The sequence below is a fragment of the Noviherbaspirillum sp. Root189 genome (assembly GCF_001428545.1).
Classification (GTDB): domain Bacteria; phylum Pseudomonadota; class Gammaproteobacteria; order Burkholderiales; family Burkholderiaceae_D; genus Noviherbaspirillum.
This window is the reverse complement of the sequence record NZ_LMHZ01000009.1, coordinates 20,297-37,751: the sequence shown is the minus strand read 5'-3', so window position 1 is coordinate 37,751 and position 17,455 is coordinate 20,297. Positions and strand designations below refer to the sequence as shown.

Annotated in this window: 17 protein-coding genes; 14 read left to right on the top strand and 3 right to left on the bottom strand. The window is 56.1% G+C overall.

What is annotated here, in order from left to right; all coding sequences use genetic code 11:
• Positions 1–2 precede the first annotated feature (2 nt).
• The 9 genes from ASE07_RS06540 to ASE07_RS06500 all read left to right on the top strand — a co-directional run bounded on the left by ASE07_RS06540 (position 3) and on the right by ASE07_RS06500 (position 11,069).
• Positions 3–1,553 carry a hypothetical protein gene (locus ASE07_RS06540; protein WP_057290008.1) on the top strand — a complete coding sequence of 517 codons (1,551 nt, stop codon included), beginning with the start codon at positions 3–5 and terminating at the stop codon, positions 1,551–1,553.
• A 135-nt stretch (positions 1,554–1,688) separates the two neighbouring features.
• Complete coding sequence (locus tag ASE07_RS06535; RefSeq protein WP_057290007.1) at positions 1,689–2,924, top strand: glycosyltransferase family 4 protein; 1,236 nt, start codon at positions 1,689–1,691, stop codon at positions 2,922–2,924.
• A gap of 10 nt (positions 2,925–2,934) precedes the next feature.
• Positions 2,935–3,831, top strand: a complete 897-nt coding sequence (locus ASE07_RS06530) for an SDR family oxidoreductase (RefSeq protein WP_057290006.1) — start codon at positions 2,935–2,937, stop codon at positions 3,829–3,831.
• A gap of 399 nt (positions 3,832–4,230) precedes the next feature.
• Positions 4,231–6,165: a nucleoside-diphosphate sugar epimerase/dehydratase gene (locus ASE07_RS06525; RefSeq protein ID WP_235548367.1), complete on the top strand. Its 1,935-nt coding sequence runs from the start codon at positions 4,231–4,233 to the stop codon at positions 6,163–6,165.
• 13 nt (positions 6,166–6,178) lie between these two features.
• Positions 6,179–7,588 carry a nucleotide sugar dehydrogenase gene (locus ASE07_RS06520; protein ID WP_327196044.1) on the top strand — a complete coding sequence of 470 codons (1,410 nt, stop codon included), beginning with the start codon at positions 6,179–6,181 and terminating at the stop codon, positions 7,586–7,588.
• A 13-nt stretch (positions 7,589–7,601) separates the two neighbouring features.
• Positions 7,602–8,672, top strand: coding sequence for a Gfo/Idh/MocA family protein (locus ASE07_RS06515; RefSeq protein ID WP_057290079.1), 1,071 nt, complete (start codon positions 7,602–7,604; stop codon positions 8,670–8,672).
• Between the two features lies 1 nt (position 8,673).
• Entirely contained in the window at positions 8,674–9,258 is a 585-nt protein-coding gene (locus ASE07_RS06510; RefSeq protein WP_057290003.1) for an acyltransferase, read from the top strand.
• A 22-nt stretch (positions 9,259–9,280) separates the two neighbouring features.
• Positions 9,281–10,384, top strand: coding sequence for a DegT/DnrJ/EryC1/StrS family aminotransferase (locus tag ASE07_RS06505; protein ID WP_057290002.1), 1,104 nt, complete (start codon positions 9,281–9,283; stop codon positions 10,382–10,384).
• 124 nt (positions 10,385–10,508) lie between these two features.
• Positions 10,509–11,069, top strand: a complete 561-nt coding sequence (locus tag ASE07_RS06500) for a sugar transferase (protein ID WP_057290001.1) — start codon at positions 10,509–10,511, stop codon at positions 11,067–11,069.
• An 85-nt stretch (positions 11,070–11,154) separates the two neighbouring features.
• On the opposite strand, the gene ASE07_RS06495 is transcribed toward ASE07_RS06500, so the two are convergent.
• On the bottom strand, positions 11,155–11,751 hold the full coding sequence (locus ASE07_RS06495; protein ID WP_057290000.1) for a hypothetical protein: 597 nt from the start codon (positions 11,749–11,751) through the stop codon (positions 11,155–11,157).
• Between the two features lie 70 nt (positions 11,752–11,821).
• Positions 11,822–12,028: a hypothetical protein gene (locus ASE07_RS06490; RefSeq protein ID WP_057289999.1), complete on the bottom strand. Its 207-nt coding sequence runs from the start codon at positions 12,026–12,028 to the stop codon at positions 11,822–11,824.
• A 572-nt stretch (positions 12,029–12,600) separates the two neighbouring features.
• On the opposite strand from ASE07_RS06490, the gene queE reads away from it, so the two are divergent.
• The 5 genes from queE to ldcA all read left to right on the top strand — a co-directional run bounded on the left by queE (position 12,601) and on the right by ldcA (position 16,541).
• Positions 12,601–13,233: a 7-carboxy-7-deazaguanine synthase gene (gene queE / locus ASE07_RS06485; protein ID WP_057289998.1), complete on the top strand. Its 633-nt coding sequence runs from the start codon at positions 12,601–12,603 to the stop codon at positions 13,231–13,233.
• Positions 13,233–13,679 (top strand): 6-carboxytetrahydropterin synthase QueD, encoded by a 447-nt coding sequence (queD, locus tag ASE07_RS06480; RefSeq protein WP_057289997.1) that lies wholly within the window; start codon positions 13,233–13,235, stop codon positions 13,677–13,679. Before queE ends, queD begins: the two co-directional genes overlap by 1 nt.
• A 6-nt stretch (positions 13,680–13,685) precedes the next feature.
• Positions 13,686–14,183, top strand: coding sequence for a tRNA adenosine(34) deaminase TadA (gene tadA, locus ASE07_RS06475; RefSeq protein WP_057289996.1), 498 nt, complete (start codon positions 13,686–13,688; stop codon positions 14,181–14,183).
• Between the two features lie 433 nt (positions 14,184–14,616).
• Positions 14,617–15,528 carry an alpha/beta fold hydrolase gene (locus ASE07_RS06470; protein WP_057289995.1) on the top strand — a complete coding sequence of 304 codons (912 nt, stop codon included), beginning with the start codon at positions 14,617–14,619 and terminating at the stop codon, positions 15,526–15,528.
• Positions 15,529–15,617: 89 nt separating this feature from the next.
• On the top strand, positions 15,618–16,541 hold the full coding sequence (gene ldcA, locus ASE07_RS06465; RefSeq protein ID WP_057289994.1) for a muramoyltetrapeptide carboxypeptidase: 924 nt from the start codon (positions 15,618–15,620) through the stop codon (positions 16,539–16,541).
• A 13-nt stretch (positions 16,542–16,554) separates the two neighbouring features.
• Here ldcA and ASE07_RS06460 read toward each other — a convergent pair whose 3' ends face one another.
• Positions 16,555–17,451 carry an aldose 1-epimerase gene (locus ASE07_RS06460; RefSeq protein ID WP_057289993.1) on the bottom strand — a complete coding sequence of 299 codons (897 nt, stop codon included), beginning with the start codon at positions 17,449–17,451 and terminating at the stop codon, positions 16,555–16,557.
• Between the last annotated feature and the right edge of the window lie 4 nt (positions 17,452–17,455).

Sequence of the window (17,455 nt, the reverse complement as noted above, 5' to 3'; positions counted from 1 at the left end):
TGATGCGGCTCCTACAAAAGCAGCTTGTTGCTGCGCTGATACTCGCAACGATGTATGCCCCAACACCAAACGTCTGGGCGACAGCAATGGCCGCAGACCGCTTCGACTGCGGCGGCGAGGTGGAGGACGAGGTTTATTCCCTCTGGAAAAACAATGTGCGCGCTTACCTGGAACGCTCGATGCAGGACCGCCTGATCAGCATGGGAGACGTGTATGTGCTCTACGATCTGCAAACCTACACACATAATCTTCTGAGCATGGCGCGTCGATGCGGACGCACCGAGTTGATCATGGACATAGCCCGGATCGTCCGCGTCAGTTTCGGTGCACTGCAAACCCCCGGATTGGTATCACCGGACCGCCGATGGATTTGTCGCGGCGGGAAAACCTGTACCTACCGGAACGGCTTGCTGGGTAGTGAGGTAATGTTGTGCAGTGTGCAGTTTCTGGGTCTGGCTGTCTCGGTCGCCAACGCATTGGCCAGTAGTCAGCAGTCGCTTGACCGCGAACAGCGCGCCTTCGTGCAGGAGGTTTCGGACATCGTTGAAGAGCATTTGCGCAGGTGGGGCGACGCCAAGGCGACCAAGGCACTCGACGCACTTGTCAAGGCGAGGCCCGGCGATGTGCAGGGAACATCGTCGAAGCTGCTGTTCACTGACCGTTCGCTATGGATGATCAGCATCTATGCCGAATGGGCCGGCCTGCTCGACGCTTCCAGAGCGCATCTCGGAGAAGCGCGGAGTCGCATCAGTGCGACGCGCGAACTGAGTGCCCATGTGAATGGCTTGCTACGCTTATTCAATGCGCGCATTTCACAGGGTACTGCTTGGGTTAACGGTAACACCGCCGTCCCGGTAGCAGATATTGATGGCGGATTCTGGACTTACTTCAGCGACAATCGCTACGCGGCCTACGAAGGCGAGCAGAAGCCGCTCGTCTGCCCATCGACCGCATCAACGGGCGGAGTCAACCCTGACGCCTCCTCGAACACGGGCAATACCACGCCCAAATTACTGGTGGCCGCAACAAAGTCGACCATGAGCGACAAACTGGGCTGGGACATCAGTCATGCAAGGCGACTGGTACATGCGCTCGATGCACTGCAAAGAAATCGCACCGCATTGACTTGGGTATTTAAGGTGGATGAAGCCAATATCCCTCAGGCAAATGTCACAGATGCCTTCGCCGGCGCCATGATTGCACGCGTCTGGAATGGCGATAAACATCACCCCTTGTTCCGCAACTATCTCAGCGGAGCGAACGGTTGGTATCGCGTCGGCTACAGTCCGGCCGGCGGATGCAATGAGGGGAAACCGCCCTACGGACTGGGCGAGTCCTTTCTGACAGGAGGATATGCAAGCTGGGGGACCTATCGCCCATTGATTTCGCAACTTGGACATCGACTCTACGACCTGATGAATTCATCTAACGCCGGAGACAAGGCATTTGTCGCCCGCTATTACGAGCAGTTTGGCAGTGCGGCGCGTCCGCTGAACCGTGCGCTATCAGAAATCATGTTTCTGCCATCGCTAGTGGGTATTCGTAAGCAGTAAAGAAACGACGCGATGACGCGATGACGTAATGAAGTAAATAACGCCCGCCCGCATCATTTCTCTTCCCAGCAAAAGTCAAACCTCAGCATCATCAACCAAACTCGATCAACACCCATGGAGCCTCGCTAAATCACCATGAGAATCGCCATTGTCAACCACTACTCGGGTTCGTCGCTGCTCGGCATGGGCTACCGCCACTTTTACATGGCCAAGGAGTTGCAGGCACTTGGCCACGATGTATTCATCGTGGCATCACGCTACTCTCACTTACGGATCGTGCAGCCGGAACAGACCAGATCGTCCTGGTCGGACCACTGCGGCATTCCGCATTTATGGCTGGCTGGTTGTTCCTACCCAGGCAACGGTATCAAGCGTTTGCTCAACATGTTCGGATTTTCCGGCGACCTGTGGCGTAACGCACCGGCCATCGCAAGGGAGCGGCGGCCCGATATGGTACTCGCCTCATCGCCCCATCCCTTGAGCGTTTATGGCGCGGCAAGGCTCGCCGATGTGGCGGGCGCGCGCTTCGTCTTTGAAATTCGTGATCTGTGGCCGTTGAGCCTGGTGGAACTCGGTTCGCTGACCTTCCGGAACCCGGTCATCCGCGTGCTGGATCACGCCGAGGCTTATGGCTGCCGCCGTGCCGATAAGGTTGTCTCCTTGCTGCCATGCGTGCACGACTACATGACACAGCGCGGCGTCCATCAGTCCCGCTGGGTACATATTCCCAACGGCGTACTTCCGAGTGAATGGGAACGCCCATGGTCGGCGATTCCAATAGCCATGTCTGCAAGCTTAGCCAGGCTGCGTGATAAAGGTTTTCATATTGTCGGCTATGCAGGAGCGCACGGTGTTCCGAATGAGCTGGACACCTTGCTCGATGCAGCCGCCTTACTGAGAAGTGAAAAGATAGCCATCGTACTGGTTGGCAGCGGCAGCGAAAAGCTAAGACTGCAGCAGCGAGCGATGGTTGAACGGCTTGGCAACGTGCATTTTTTCGATCCGGTTCGAAAAAATCAGATACCGGCCTTGCTGCAATGGTTCGACGTTGCTTATATAGGCTGGCATCGTCAGCCCCTGTATCGATTTGGCATCGCGCCCAACAAGTTGATGGATTACATGATGGCTGGCCGACCGGTACTGCATGCGGTCGACGCCGGCAATGACTCGGTACGTGATGCGAATTGCGGCATTACCGTGCCACCCAAAGACCCTGGTGCGGTTGCGTCCGGCCTGCGCAGGTTAATGGCGCTCAGCGAAGAAGAACGCACCGGCCTGGGAAATCGTGGCAGGGACTTTGTGGTGCAGAACCACAGCTACCCCTTACTGGCCCAGCGTCTGCTCTCCGCCTGTGGCCAGGGCGTTCTATGAGGATGCACTCATGAGAACAGTTGCCATCATCGGTGCCACCGGTGAAGTCGGATTCAGACTCGTGCAGGTTCTGCAACCCGCTTACCGCATCATTGCGATTGTCCGTAATCCGGCAAAACGCGATTTCAGTCGTTTCCCCGGTACTGATGTCCGGACTGTGCAGGACGTTGCGGATTCCGCTTCGCTTGCAGCAGCACTCCATGGCTGCGAGGCTGTCATCAATGCGAGCTACATCTGGTATGCGGAAAGCATCATCCATGCGGTCAGATTGAGTGGTGCGCCGATCACGCATTTGATCTTTACGGGATCGACCGGTGTGTTGACAAAACTTCCTTCAGATAGCGCGGACCGAAAACGCGCGTCAGAACAGGCTATCCGTGTTCACTGTACAGTGAACTGGACCATACTGCGACCAACCATGATTTACGGCCACAAGAATGACCGAAATATATCCCGCCTGTTGCGAGCCGTAGATCGTTATCGCGTGTTCCCGCTCATTGGTAAAGGTGACAGCCTGATCCAGCCCGTATTGATCCATGATCTGGTGCGTGCCTACGGCATCGCCCTGTTCAATCCGCGACATTACAATCAGGTCTATAACGTCGCCGGTGCGAAAGCCTATTCCAACCGCGAATTGATCCGGTGTGCGTCCCGGGGACTGGGCAAGCGCATCTGGTTTGTACCTATCCCCGCGCCCGTTGTGAGAGCAGGCGTGAAGCTGTTGTCCGCACTAAAGATCAGTCCGGTCACGGCTGAGCAGGTCATGCGCTTCGAAGAAGATAAAAACATTGACCTCGGTCCGTTCGTAAGAACTTTCGGCTACGAGCCACGGGACTTTGAAAAAGGAGTTTCGGTTCTAATCAGTGAGCTTAAAGCGAACAAGCTCGTACGTAGCCCGGACAGATAACACGGCGAGAACCGCGATAAACGATCAGATCGCCGAGCTGGATAAGAGGTCTTTCGGTCATTCATCGCCATATTTCGCGTCGACGCAATAACGACACGATTCTCGCACTATGTACACGGACATTTACACGGCACTAACGATGTCACGCCAGTCTGTGTTGAACACGCGCACATAGTCGTTGAATCGTTATCGAATAAAGCCGTGGCATGGTGATTTCATAGCGGGTAACGATCGAAAATCAGTAATTATATTTATTGGATCTGCACACTACACTCTTGAAGTCGCCTGACATGCACATGCTTAGTGCATTCACTACAACGCATACTTAATCGACGATTGCAGCCTATGGAAACTCTTCCCTTGATACTCACTTCCGATCTAAGAACACGTCTCGTCTCCTTGAATCGATTATCCAAAGTTGCGCTGATGCTCGGCGTCGACTTTATCGCTCTTCCTTGCTGCTTTATGTTTGCGTTGTTGCTCCGCCTTGGCAGTATCGAGGCGGCTCTCCGCTATGGCTTCATGGCGAACCTGCTGATCGCGCTGGTCACGATGCAAATTTTTGCAATCGCAGGTTTGTATCGGGCGATCATCCGATTCATTGATCGTCAGTCGTTGACTGCGACGGGGCTGGGACTGGGCATTGTCGTCCTGGTCTTGTATGTGATCGCCAGCATTACCGGATACCAGCATGTGCCGCATACCGCTCTGGTGATCTACTGGTTCATTGCCTTCGCCTATGTGGTTGTCTCCCGCATGCTGGCAAGGACCTGGCTTCGCAGCATCGGTGCTTTCGGCCGCACCGACGAATCCTGCGTGGTAGCGATATATGGTGCTGGTGTGGCCGGTGCGAAGCTGGCGCTCGCCATGCGCGAAAGCCAGAAATATCGTCCCGTATGCTTCTTTGATGACACGCCTGCGTTGCATAACCGGCATGTCGCGGGATTAAAGGTCTACCCGCCGCGTCACATTGCCGAGATCGTGGAACAGCGGAGGATCGAAATGATCGTCATCGCGATTCCCTCAGCGACATCGGATCAGCGCCGCGAAATACTGTATCGGACCTATCGGGCCAGTGCCCCGGTGAAGACGCTGTGCAGCATGATGGAATTGACGGACGCCGGCATCTCGACACAGTCGATCCGCGAAATCAAGATCGAGGACTTGCTGGGGCGACCATCGATACGTCCAAACCTGGAATTGTTCGGCAAATGCGTAAAAGGCATGAACGTCCTTGTGACCGGCGCGGGCGGGTCGATCGGCAGTGAATTGTGCCGGCAGATCATGACACTTGGACCGCGCCGCCTGCACATGCTCGATCACTCCGAATATGCGCTGTACAGCACGGAACAGGAACTCGTGCTCAGGCACACCGGCGAGGCGATTCAGTGCCATCTCGGCTCCGCCTGCGACGCCGGTGTTGTCGAACGTATCATGGTCGAGTACGGCATCGATACGGTGTATCACGCAGCGGCGTACAAGCATGTTCCGCTCGTGGAGGACAACATCGCTGAGGGCGTCCGCAACAACGTACTAGGCGCGCAGGTGGTCGCGGCGGCAGCGCAGAAGGCGCGTGTCAAGACGTGCGTACTGATTTCAACCGACAAGGCCGTACGCCCGACCAGCATCATGGGCGCAAGCAAGCGTATTGCTGAACTGATATTCCAGGCAGCCGCCATTCGGTCCGGCGAAGCTACAAAATTCTGCATGGTGCGGTTTGGCAACGTGCTTGGCTCATCTGGTTCTGTCGTTCCGCTTTTCAAGCGCCAGATTGCCCAGGGCGGTCCAATCACCATCACGCATCCGGATGTGGTCCGGTACTTCATGTCGATTCCCGAAGCGGCCCAGTTGGTCATGCAGGCAGGTGCCATGGCAACTGGCGGGGATGTCTTTGTGATGGACATGGGTGAGCCGGTCAGGATCCACGATCTGGCCCGGACGATGGTCGCGATGTCGGGACTCGTGGAGAAGTCGCCGGCACGTCCGGATGGCGATGTGGAGATTCAATTTGTCGGCTTGCGGCCCGGCGAAAAGCTGTTCGAAGAACTGTTCGCTGGCGACGATGCAATCCCCAGCAAGCATCCTCGCATCATGACGACTTCGGAATATGTCATCCAGCCGGAAGAACTGGATCAGCAGGTGGCTTACCTCACGGTCGCCTGTAATACCAATGACAAGGAAATGATCCGCTTCCTTGTCAAAAAACTGGTGCGTGGATACAAACCGCCATCTGCCGACCACATCAAACGAGTCGCAACGGGGCCTTCCACCGAACCATTTGTTCCTTCGCTTCGCTTGTCTTACCCAAACGGTCCAACCGTACACAACTCTTAATGAGAGGATATCAATGACCATAGACGCCATGCAGTTCAATGCGAGATTGCCACAACCTCATCTTGAAAAGATTTCTCCCGGACTTCCGCCGTTAAGCCCGATGGCGCCGGACAATGAAACACTGTCACGGCTGGTGCAAAAGATTGAAAACCGGACCGCGGTGATAGGCATTGTCGGTCTCGGCTACGTCGGCCTGCCCTTGCTGTTGCGGTACGCTTATGGCGGTTTCAAGGTGGTCGGATTCGACATTGACGACGACAAGGTCGGCAAGCTGAATCAGGGCGAAAGCTATATCGAGCATATCTCCACCCGGTCCATCAGGGAAGTCTCGGAACGTGGCATGGAGGCGACTTCCGACTTCAGTCGTATAGCTGAAGCCGATGCCCTGATCGTCTGTGTTCCGACACCGCTCAATGCCTACCGTGAACCCGATCTCAGCTACATCCTCGGGACAACCGAAGCATTGATTCCATACATGCGTATCGGCCAGGTGTTGTCGCTGGAAAGCACCACTTATCCGGGGACCACCGAAGAAGAGTTGCGGCCACGACTGGAAGGTAAAGGCTTTCAGGTCGGCGAGGATGTTTTCCTCGTGTTTTCTCCCGAGCGGGAAGATCCGGGCAATCCTGACTTCAAAACACGCTCCATCCCCAAGATTGTGGGCGGTTCGACGCGCTCCTGCCAAAAGGCTGGCCTCGCACTCTACGGTGCGGCAGTCGACACGGTCGTTCCAGTGAGCTCGACGCGGGCCGCGGAACTTACCAAACTGCTGGAAAACATCCACCGCGCCGTCAACATTGGCCTGGTGAACGAGATGAAAATTATTGCGGACCGCATGGGGATTGATATTTACGAAGTCATCCACGCGGCAGCCACCAAGCCCTTCGGTTTCACGCCTTATTTCCCGGGACCCGGGCTGGGCGGGCACTGTATCCCGATCGATCCCTTCTATCTGACATGGAAAGCGCGGCAGTATGGATTGCATACCCGGTTTATCGAACTGGCAGGCGAGATCAACAATGACATGCCGGCCTGGGTGATCAACAAAATCAGCGATGCGCTCAATGACAGAGGCATGTCGATCAAGGGGAGCCGTATCCTGATACTGGGCATTACCTACAAAAAGAATGTTGATGACATGCGGGAGTCGCCGTCGGTGCGACTGATGGAGATGTTGCGTGAAAAGGGAGCGATTATTTCCTATTCGGACCCGCACGTTCCGGTCTTTCCAAAAATGCGGGAGCACCATTTCGATCTGAACAGTGCGCCGCTTACACGTGAAACCATCGCGTCGCAGGATCTGTTGTTGCTGGCAACCAATCACACGGCTTTCGATTACGACTTCATTCAGAAGCATGCGAAGGTTATTGTCGACACGCGTGGCGTGTACCTGGAGCACCAGGCCAACGTCATCAAATCCTGAGGTGAGCACTGATATGGAAAAATTTTCACGCTATGCCAGTGCGAACCATGAACCGAAACTACGCTTTGCATTGGTAGGCTGCGGACGAATCGCAAAAAATCATTTCAGCGCACTTCAGCAGCATGGCGATCGCTGTGAGCTCGTCGGCGTATGTGATACAGACGGCCGGGCATTGGAAGAGGCTGCAGCTGCCACAGGCGCCAGGCCTTACCGCAGCCTGTCCGCCTTGCTGGCTGACAGCAGCGCGGAAGCCGTGGTCCTGACCACGCCTTCAGGATTGCATTCCGCCCAGGCCATCGCTGTTGCCGGCACCGGACGTCATGTCATTACCGAGAAGCCAATGGCGACACGCTGGGAGGACGGAAAGCGTATGGTCATGGCCTGCGATGAAGCAAAGGTCAAGCTGTTCGTAGTCAAGCAGAATCGGCGCAATACCACGTTACAGCTGCTGAAAAAAGCCATTGAGGAGAAGCGATTCGGTCGTGTGCACATGGTGAACGTCAATGTTTTCTGGACACGTCCGCAGGAGTACTACGATCATGCGAAATGGCGCGGTACCTGGGAATATGATGGCGGCGCTTTCATGAATCAGGCCAGTCACTACGTCGACCTGCTGGAATGGCTGGTTGGACCGGTTGAAAGCCTGCATGCCTATACCGGGACGCAGGCCCGGGACATCGAGGTTGAAGACTCGGGTGTGATGTGCCTGCGCTGGCGAAACGGCGCACTGGGTTCGGTCAACGTCACCATGCTGACCTATCCGAAGAACCTGGAGGGCAGCATCACCATCCTTGGCGAGAAAGGAACCGTCAGGATAGGCGGAGTTGCGCTGAATGAAGTCCAGCATTGGGAGTTTTCAGAGCCAAGCGATGACGACCAGCTCGCGGCACAGGCGAGCTACGAAACCAATTCGGTCTACGGCTATGGACATGCCAGGTACTACGAAAATGTCATCCAGTCTCTGCGCGGCGAAGCGGAGGCGCAGACCGATGGCAGGGAGGGACTCAAGACCCTCGAGGTACTGATCGCGACTTATCTGTCGGCACGCGACGGCAAGCGTGTGGCGCTGCCGCTGGAGTACTGACATGGGTCCCGTCATTCATCAAAGCGCCATTGTCGACGAAGGCGCGACGCTTGGCGAGGGTACATCTGTCTGGCACTTCAGCCATGTCTGTGGCGGCGCCCGGATCGGCAGCGGTTGCTCGCTTGGGCAAAATGTCTTCGTGGCCAATGATGTCATGATCGGCAACAACGTAAAGATACAGAACAATGTATCTGTCTACGACGCGGTCACCATTGAGGACGATGTCTTTTGCGGGCCGAGCATGGTTTTTACCAATGTATACAACCCGCGGTCTGCGGTCAGCCGGAAAAGCGAGTATCGCAAGACACTGGTTCGTCGCGGAGCCACACTGGGGGCCAACAGCACCATCGTCTGCGGCACGACGATCGGCGCCTATGCCTTCATCGCGGCAGGTGCGGTGGTGAACCGCGATGTGCCGGATTTTGCACTGGTCGTCGGGGTGCCGGCTCGTCATGTCGGCTGGATGAGCCGGCATGGCGCGCGTCTTAAGTTGCCGCTGGAAGGCAGCGGCGACGCCCTGTGCCCGCACACTGGCGAACTTTACATCCTGAAAGGGGGAGTCTGTGTCTTATCTTCAACGCGTTGAATCGGCCCGCGTGCCGAAGCCGATGGAATTCATTGATTTGCGTACGCAATACAACGAGATGCGCTATGAAATCGGTGCCCGTATTCAAACGGTACTGGACCATGGTTCGTACATCATGGGGCCCGAGGTAAAAGAGTTGGAGCAGCGGCTCGCTGCGTATACCGGAGCGACGCACTGCATTACCGTCTCGTCGGGCACAGAGGCGTTGTTGATCGCCTTGATGGCCATCGGAATACAGCCGGGCGACGAGGTGATTACGACACCGTTTTCTTTTGTTGCCACGGCAGAGGTCATCGTCATGCTGGGCGCCATCCCGGTATTTGTCGACATCGAAGCGGAGACCTGCCTGATCGACGTCTCGCGTATCGAGCAGGCAATTACAAGCAAAACACGCGCAATCATTCCCGTTTCTCTCTACGGACAGCCGGCGGACATGGATGAGATCAATGCCATCGCGGAGCAGCACGGCATGGTCGTCATCGAGGACGCCGCACAAAGTTTCGGCGCCACCTACAAGGGCCACAGAAGCTGCAACCTGTCCGCGATCGCCTGCACCAGTTTCTTTCCGAGCAAGCCGCTTGGTTGTTACGGCGACGGCGGGGCGATCTTCACCAGCAATAGCGCATTGGCACAGGCCATGCGCGAGATCCGCGTACATGGGCAATCGCAACGTTATGTTCACACGCGGATCGGCGTCGGTGGACGAATGGACACCATGCAATGCGCCGTCGTGCTGGCAAAGTTCGACTATTTCGACTGGGAGGTCGAACAGCGCATGCGGCTTGCCGCACGCTACGATCAATTGCTGTCGGGTCATATTGACGTGATCCGGCAGCGTTCCAACCGCACCAGCGTCTATGCCCAATACACTATTTCGCTTGATAACAGGGCAGTGGTGGAGGCGCTGCTCAAGCAGCAAGGTATTCCTACCGCCGTGCATTATCCGATTCCAATACCGATGCAGGCTGCCTACGCGCGGTTTTGTCCCAATCCGCATTTTCCGATTTCCATGATCATGGCCCGGAAGGTAATGAGCCTTCCAATGGGGCCCTATCTGAAGCCGGATGATTTGTCTCGCGTCGCCGATGCGGTCCTGCTTGCCGCAGGAGCCGGGCCGACAGGGTGAACCGGCGGCAATCGATCTGGAGCATCTTGAGGGGCATGCATCGATATCGCTGTCAAAGTCGTCATCAATGTGCAGCCCCATGCATTAACCGGCGGCGCCAAGACCGCTACATTAAACATCATTTATGAAACGTGCGATCGACCTGACACTGGCCATGATTGCGATGGCCATCCTGTTTGTTCCCTTCGTGATGGTGGCTTTACTGGTATGGCTATCTTCCAGCGGTCCGGTGCTGTACTGGTCGGATCGCGTCGGTGCTAGGAATACCGTTTTCAGAATGCCGAAATTCCGTACGATGCGGTCTGGCACGCCAGTCCTGGCAACGCATCTGCTGTTGGATGCCGATGCTTACCTTACTCCGGTCGGCAGCTTTCTGCGCAAGAGCAGCCTGGATGAACTGCCTCAACTCTGGAGCATCCTGAAAGGCGACATGAGCTTTGTCGGCCCAAGGCCTGCGCTGTATAACCAGAAAGACCTGATTGCTTTGCGCACCCAGTATGGCGTGCATTTGCTTGTGCCGGGTCTGACCGGATGGGCGCAAATCAACGGCCGCGATGAGCTCGCCATCGCAGAGAAGGTAAGGCTGGATGCGGAATACCTGAAACGGCAGTCGACGGGATTTGACATGCTGATACTGCTGATGACAGCGGTAAAAGTGGTCAAGGGAGACGGGATTGTCCATTAGGCACAGGCCTGCTTACTGCAAGGCGCCGGCGTGGACAATCAATATGCCGGCGCCTGTACTACGATGCCTCTATGCCTTTACCGCTTCAATAACCGCGTCGGTTTGACATCATGCGGTCAATGTCCTGGTTGAGCAAGGCAACTTCCTCACGCAATTGTTGGCGTTCGCGTCCACTGATGACCCCATCGGAACTGAATGCCGCTTCGTGACGACGCAACATTCTTTCCTTGGCCGCAAGGATCTCTCCTTCGCGGCGGTCAATCTGGCCACTACGAACACCTTGTTCGAGCCGCATGCGGATCTGCGCCTGTGCATTGTCGATAGCCGGTGCGCCGTTAGCTCGCCGGTTTGCAAATCGTCCGTTGGCGATCTTGCCTTCTACTTCGGCGCGCAGATTGTCGAGATCCACCCGCAATTGACGGCGTTCATGCTGAGTAGCCCTGCCGTCGTTCTTCATGCGCGCCTCGCGTATCTGAATTTCGCGCTCGCGCTGGAACAGGTCGCGTGCCTCATCGCGGGTAATCTGACCAGAGGCCATGCCTTGCTGAATGCGTGCATGAATGTCCTGCTGCGCATTGTCAATGCCCGGTGTATTCGAATGTTGAGCCATCGCGGGAGCGACACCAAAACCGGCTATCGTTGCAGCGGCAATCAGGGACAGGGTGAGCGATTTCGTTTTCATGATGAGATTCCTTTCAGCGAATCGGTGCGTCAGTTACGGACAACTCGGTTAATCCTTGCGCCAAGTCTTTTTAATAGCGATAAGGGTTATTGGGACGCCGGTCGTAACGATTCTGTACACCGTCGCCGTCGCGGTCCCTGCTGTAACGCCGCGGATGCCCATCGGTGGCACGGGCGGTACCTGTGACATACACACCGCCGTCGCTGACGGGAACAGCAATGCAGCCAGTCAGCAGGCTGGAAGCGGCAGCTAAGCACAACATCAGTTTTTTCATCATTTCTCCTTGTTGAATCTGGCGACCGAATCAGGCGGCCTTGTGACAATCGTCCGGGCTTGTCATGCGTCACCGGATTTTTCCTTCATCATGCGGCGCAGCGTTCTGCCATGTCTGTATTACAAACCAGCGGCGCCATTTCGCCTATCAACAATCGGTAAGGGGAGTTACGAGATGTATGTACCGCAATGTGTCTGCTCTGTATCCGAAAAGCATTTTCGGTCGACGGTGCAACGCTTGAACCTTGAACACGTTAGACACGTGGATTGCCGAGGAATGGCAGGCGTTTAGCGCAGGTCTGGATTTCCGTTATTGCAAGAGGAGTTTGGCTATAAGCATCATTACTGGGCATATCCGTCGATAAATGAGAAAATAGCGGTTTGGGCTGATAACGCCGTGTATTTTTCGTTCATCACAGGAAAATCGTGTGCAAACGCGCCAGGCGCCCTGGATCAGTCCTGCACAACGCCGCGTTCGGCTGCCAACTCGGTTGACACGTCCTCCCAGGCAAGACGTTCACTGCCCCGCTGTCGATAAAGGACGCAGCTGAACCGGAATGACTTCAGGAACACATCTTGACTTACAGTGTAAAAGAAATTTTTTATACCCTTCAAGGGGAGGGAACGCATGCGGGTCGGCCCGCCGTGTTCTGCCGCTTTTCGGGTTGCAATCTATGGTCCGGCCGGGAAGCCGATCGCGTTTCCGCTATCTGCAAATTCTGCGATACCGATTTCGTCGGCACGGATGGCGAACGAGGCGGCAAGTACGATGCGGCTTCATTGGCGACGATAATCAATTCACTATGGCCGGCGGACTATGCAACAACGAAGTTTGTCGTCTTCACCGGCGGCGAGCCGCTGCTGCAACTGGATTCCGAACTGATCGACGCAATGCACCGGAACGGTTTTGAAATTGCCATCGAAACCAATGGCACGCTGCCAGTACCTGCAGGTGTCGACTGGATCTGCGTCAGCCCGAAAATGGGATCGCAACTCAAGGTCACCAAAGGCAATGAGCTGAAGGTCGTCATTCCACAGGCCGGCCAGCCGCTTGACGACTATGCAAAGCTCGACTTTGAGCATTTCTACCTGCAACCGATGGATGGTCCCGACGCGGAAAAAAATACGCACCTCGCAATCGCGCTTTGCAAACAAAAACCGCGTTGGAAGCTCAGCCTGCAAACCCACAAATTACTGCAAATACCCTGATGCTCACGATTACAAGAAAGCTCGAATTCGACGCCGGGCACCGTATCCCTGACCACAAAAGTCAGTGCCGCAATCTGCATGGCCATCGCTATACCCTGGAGATCACGTTGGTTGGCGCAGTGATTAACGTGGAAGGCAGTTCGGACAATGGCATGATCATGGATTTCTCCGACGTCAAATCATTGGCGAAACAGCATCTGGTCGATGTCTGGGATCATGCTTTCATCGCGTATGAAAAAGACACGGCTGTACTCGAATTCCTGAATAGCCTGCCCGGGCACAAGACGGTCGTTATTGACCGCATTCCCACGGTGGAAAACCTTGCACGTACCGCCTTCGATATCCTGAAGGCAGTATTCCATGACCGTTATGGCACCGGACTACGCCTGCGGAAAGTGGTACTGCATGAAACACCCAACTGCTGGGCCGAAATTACCGAGGACTGATCCTGTATGTCGCACGACACGATCTTCATGCAGCAGGCGCTTTCGCAAGCCCATAACGCCTGGGCACTGGGCGAAGTCCCGGTTGGCGCTGTTGTGGTCAAGGATGGCGAGGTGATTGCTACCGGCTTTAACCAACCGATCGGCACCCATGATCCGACCGCGCATGCCGAGGTCATGGCCTTGCGTGCCGCGGCCACGATATTGGGCAATTATCGACTGCCCGGTTGTGAGCTGTTTGTCACGCTGGAGCCCTGCGCGATGTGTTCCGGCGCCATGATGCATGCGCGTCTGGCACGTGTCGTGTTTGGCGCGTCCGATCCCAAGACCGGTGCCTGCGGCTCCGTTGTCGATTTGTTTGCCCAGGAAAAACTGAATCACCATACGGAAATCGTCGGTGGTGTGCTGGCGGAGGAATGCAGCGCCTTACTACGGCAATTTTTCGCCGAACGACGGCGCGCGGCACAAAGAGTTGCTCCGGTGCAAGCCGAGTCCGATGTGAATTAAGCGTTATTCTGCAAATACACACCGGATTGTGTACAGTTGTCAGGTAATTTGCACCAAAATCCGGGCTCATACTGACGGACCATGCATATTTTTCCATCCCGGCCGTCACTAATTACATAGTGATTTCCCTCCATGCCGAACCGGCGCTTTACCGTGCGGGTTCGACTGGATCTCTGTGCAGGCATGCGCTTTGCAAGCATGCACGGTGACAAAAGGAAAGAAACGCATATGGCAGGCCATAATAAGACCGCGAGTTTTTGAGCTGAAGCATGCGCTTTAACCGCAACAATTCTATAAACACAACGCTTCGCGCCCGTATGTCGGTATGCGTGGTGTGCAGTCCGTACGCTATACGAGCGGCATAAGCTGCCTAAACCATGACCAACTTGCGAGTGCCGCAATAGTAAAATAGTAATGAACCAGGGAGATTTGATTGCCAATTATTAAAGCCAACGGTATCGAGCTGGCGTACGACGTGCAGGGCGACCTGGAAGGTGAGCCGGTTCTGCTGATCGCCGGCCTTGGCCTGCAGCTGATCTCCTGGCCGGAAAAGTTTTGCGAAACGCTGGTCAAGGAAGGCTTCCGCGTGATCCGGTTCGATAACCGGGACTGCGGGAAGTCCACCAAAATGAGCCATTTTGGCAAGCCCAACCTGCATCAGGCATTTTTCCAGTCACTGTTCCGCATGCCGCTGTTCAGTGGCTACACCCTGTATGACATGGCCAAGGATGCGGTTGGACTGATGGACGGGCTCGGCATTCAGAAGGCGCATATCGTCGGCGCATCGATGGGCGGCATGATCGCGCAGATCATTGCAGCGCGTTATCCGGATCGTACGCACACGCTGACCTCCCTCATGTCGACAAGCGGGCGCCCGGGACTGCCGGGACCCACCTTCGCAGCCAACAGCGCGATGTTCTCCAGCCCCAAGAATCCGCGCGACTTCAATGCGGTGGTCGAGCATTTTGTCCATCTGTTCCGCGTGATCGGCAGCCCCGGCTATCCGACACCCGATGCGCTCTTGCGCAAACGGGTCATCGAAAGCGTACGGCGCAATGCGACCATCAATGGCACCTCGCGGCAGATGATGGCGGTTGCCTCTTCGGGTGACCTGGTGGCGCAACTGCGCACCATACGCTTGCCGTCGCTGGTGATCCATGGTACCGACGATCCGCTGGTGCCGGTTGCCTGCGGCCGTGACACTGCCCGCTGGATCCCGGGCGCGATCATGCATGAAATCGAAGGCATGGGTCATGATTTACCGCCTGGACTCGAAGAACCCATCGCCAGGCTGATTGCCGCGCATTGCCGTCACGAGCTCGCGCCGGAAGCACGTCAAGCCTGACACCAGTCAAAAAATCAAACGACCCCATTCCGTACGCTACGGTTCAGCATTGCTATGACACCGGGAGTCGATGGCGTTAAACTAGCCGCATGCACAATCCAGCACAAGTCACCAACATCACCATCGCCATCGTCGCGGCCAGCGGCTATGCGGCCGATCCGGATGCGGTCGCTCGCGCGACCGCGCAACTTGAATCACGCGGATGCCGCGTAAAGAACTTCTACGACGCCGAGCGCAAGCATCAGCGTTTTGGTGGCACCGATGCCCTCCGCTTGCAACAATTGCACTCCGCTGCCGCTGACCCCGAGGTCGATGTTGTCATGGCACTGCGTGGCGGATATGGCTTGTCGCGGCTGCTGCCGGCACTGGATTGCGAACAGCTTGCAGCCAGCGGCAAGCTCTTTGTCGGACATAGTGACTTCACCGCGCTGCACATGGCGCTTCTGGCACAAGGCGGCGCGGTCAGTTTTGCCGGTCCAATGATTTGCGACGACTTTTCGCGTGCAGATCCGAGCGCACTGACGCTGGACAGTTTCTGGAAATGCATTACACAGCCCGAGTGCGCAATCGACCTGATTGCGCCGGACAATCCCGTGCTCGACGTATCGGGAATACTCTGGGGCGGCAACCTGACCATGCTGACCCATCTTGCAGGCACGCCTTATCTGCCGCGCATTGAAGAGGGCATTCTGTTTATTGAAGACGTCAACGAGCATCCTTATCGTATCGAGCGCATGCTGTTGCAATTGTCCTATGCCGGCTTACTCCGGCAAAAGGCCATCGTGCTTGGCGATTTTTCCGCATACCGCTTGTACGACTACGACAATGGCTATGACTTCGACAACATGGTGAATTACCTGCAAAGCACGCTTGGGATTCCCATACTGACGGGCTTGCCCTTTGGCCACATCCGCGACAAAGTCACGCTGGCCGTGGGGAGCCAGGCACGCCTGCAGTCGGATGGACGCGCTGCGCGGCTGACGATGAGCGGTTATCCCACGCTTGCTAACTAACGTAATCTGATCCTCAGGTCTGATCTGCCGCGGCACTGACCAGAAACTTCGTCCGCAATGCCATGCTGTCGCCATGGCCGAGAATCGCAAGGCCCGGCTGATTTGCCATATGAAAGGCATCGATCGGCTGGGTAATCGGTTCGAAGCAAAAATAATCCAGATCCGGTGGCCGGTACATCAGGCTATAGCCGTTACAGTCGGGCATGACCATCGTCAGCGTCAATGCGCGGTCGGGATAGGAAATGACCGCCTTGCCATTCCATCCGTTGAAGCAGTTATCGATCATTGGTCCCTCGAGCGGCGACGGCGTGTTGTAGTCCCATGTCTCGGGGAAGCGGGTGACGTATTCGACCGGGATCGGGTCGTCGCCAGACAGCCATACGCCTTCCGCTTTGGCCATCAGCCGGGTATGGGCATTCCGCATGAAGTAGGGGTGCAGCCCAAGGCCATACGGCAGGGTGTTCTGGCCGAGGTGGGTAACCGTCAGGTCGATCTGCAAGCCATCGGGTAGTAACAAAAAGGTTTGGGTAGCGCGATAGTGATAAGGATTGCCGTCGAAGCAGTTCGACTCGATCGCCAGCTTGATGCGGTTATCGGCGCGTTCGGCAAGCCGCCATGCCTGCAGCCAGCCGTCACCATGAATGGGGTAGGCTTCCCCTTCGCGATTGGGACGGATCGGATAAAACTTGCCATCATGCTCAAATCCTCCACCCGTGATGCGATTCGACCACGGTACCAGGGGAAAGCAGGAAAGCGTATACCGATCACCCGATGCGCCGTCCCATGGGCGGAAAAGTGGCGACCAGGCGTCGGCGAGCTTCCAGTCCCAGGCAGTCACACTGCCGCCAAACTCGGGAGCAAGATGCAAACGTTGCGTTTCGGATTCAAGTGTAATGATGTCGGTCTTCATGGGG

Excerpts from the sequence above, each read along its gene's own strand:
- ASE07_RS06520 (WP_327196044.1), top strand. The coding sequence starts at position 6,179 with ATGACCATAGACGCCATGCAGTTCAATGCGAGATTGCCACAACCTCAT.
- tadA (WP_057289996.1), top strand. The coding sequence starts at position 13,686 with ATGTCGCACGACACGATCTTCATGCAGCAGGCGCTTTCGCAAGCCCAT.
- ASE07_RS06505 (WP_057290002.1), top strand. The coding sequence starts at position 9,281 with ATGGAATTCATTGATTTGCGTACGCAATACAACGAGATGCGCTATGAA.
- ASE07_RS06515 (WP_057290079.1), top strand. The coding sequence starts at position 7,602 with ATGGAAAAATTTTCACGCTATGCCAGTGCGAACCATGAACCGAAACTA.
- ASE07_RS06495 (WP_057290000.1), bottom strand. The coding sequence starts at position 11,751 with ATGAAAACGAAATCGCTCACCCTGTCCCTGATTGCCGCTGCAACGATA.
- queD (WP_057289997.1), top strand. The coding sequence starts at position 13,233 with ATGCTCACGATTACAAGAAAGCTCGAATTCGACGCCGGGCACCGTATC.
- ASE07_RS06510 (WP_057290003.1), top strand. The coding sequence starts at position 8,674 with ATGGGTCCCGTCATTCATCAAAGCGCCATTGTCGACGAAGGCGCGACG.
- ASE07_RS06500 (WP_057290001.1), top strand. The coding sequence starts at position 10,509 with ATGAAACGTGCGATCGACCTGACACTGGCCATGATTGCGATGGCCATC.
- ldcA (WP_057289994.1), top strand. The coding sequence starts at position 15,618 with ATGCACAATCCAGCACAAGTCACCAACATCACCATCGCCATCGTCGCG.
- ASE07_RS06530 (WP_057290006.1), top strand. The coding sequence starts at position 2,935 with ATGAGAACAGTTGCCATCATCGGTGCCACCGGTGAAGTCGGATTCAGA.
- ASE07_RS06540 (WP_057290008.1), top strand. The coding sequence starts at position 3 with ATGCGGCTCCTACAAAAGCAGCTTGTTGCTGCGCTGATACTCGCAACG.
- ASE07_RS06460 (WP_057289993.1), bottom strand. The coding sequence starts at position 17,451 with ATGAAGACCGACATCATTACACTTGAATCCGAAACGCAACGTTTGCAT.
- ASE07_RS06535 (WP_057290007.1), top strand. The coding sequence starts at position 1,689 with ATGAGAATCGCCATTGTCAACCACTACTCGGGTTCGTCGCTGCTCGGC.
- ASE07_RS06490 (WP_057289999.1), bottom strand. The coding sequence starts at position 12,028 with ATGATGAAAAAACTGATGTTGTGCTTAGCTGCCGCTTCCAGCCTGCTG.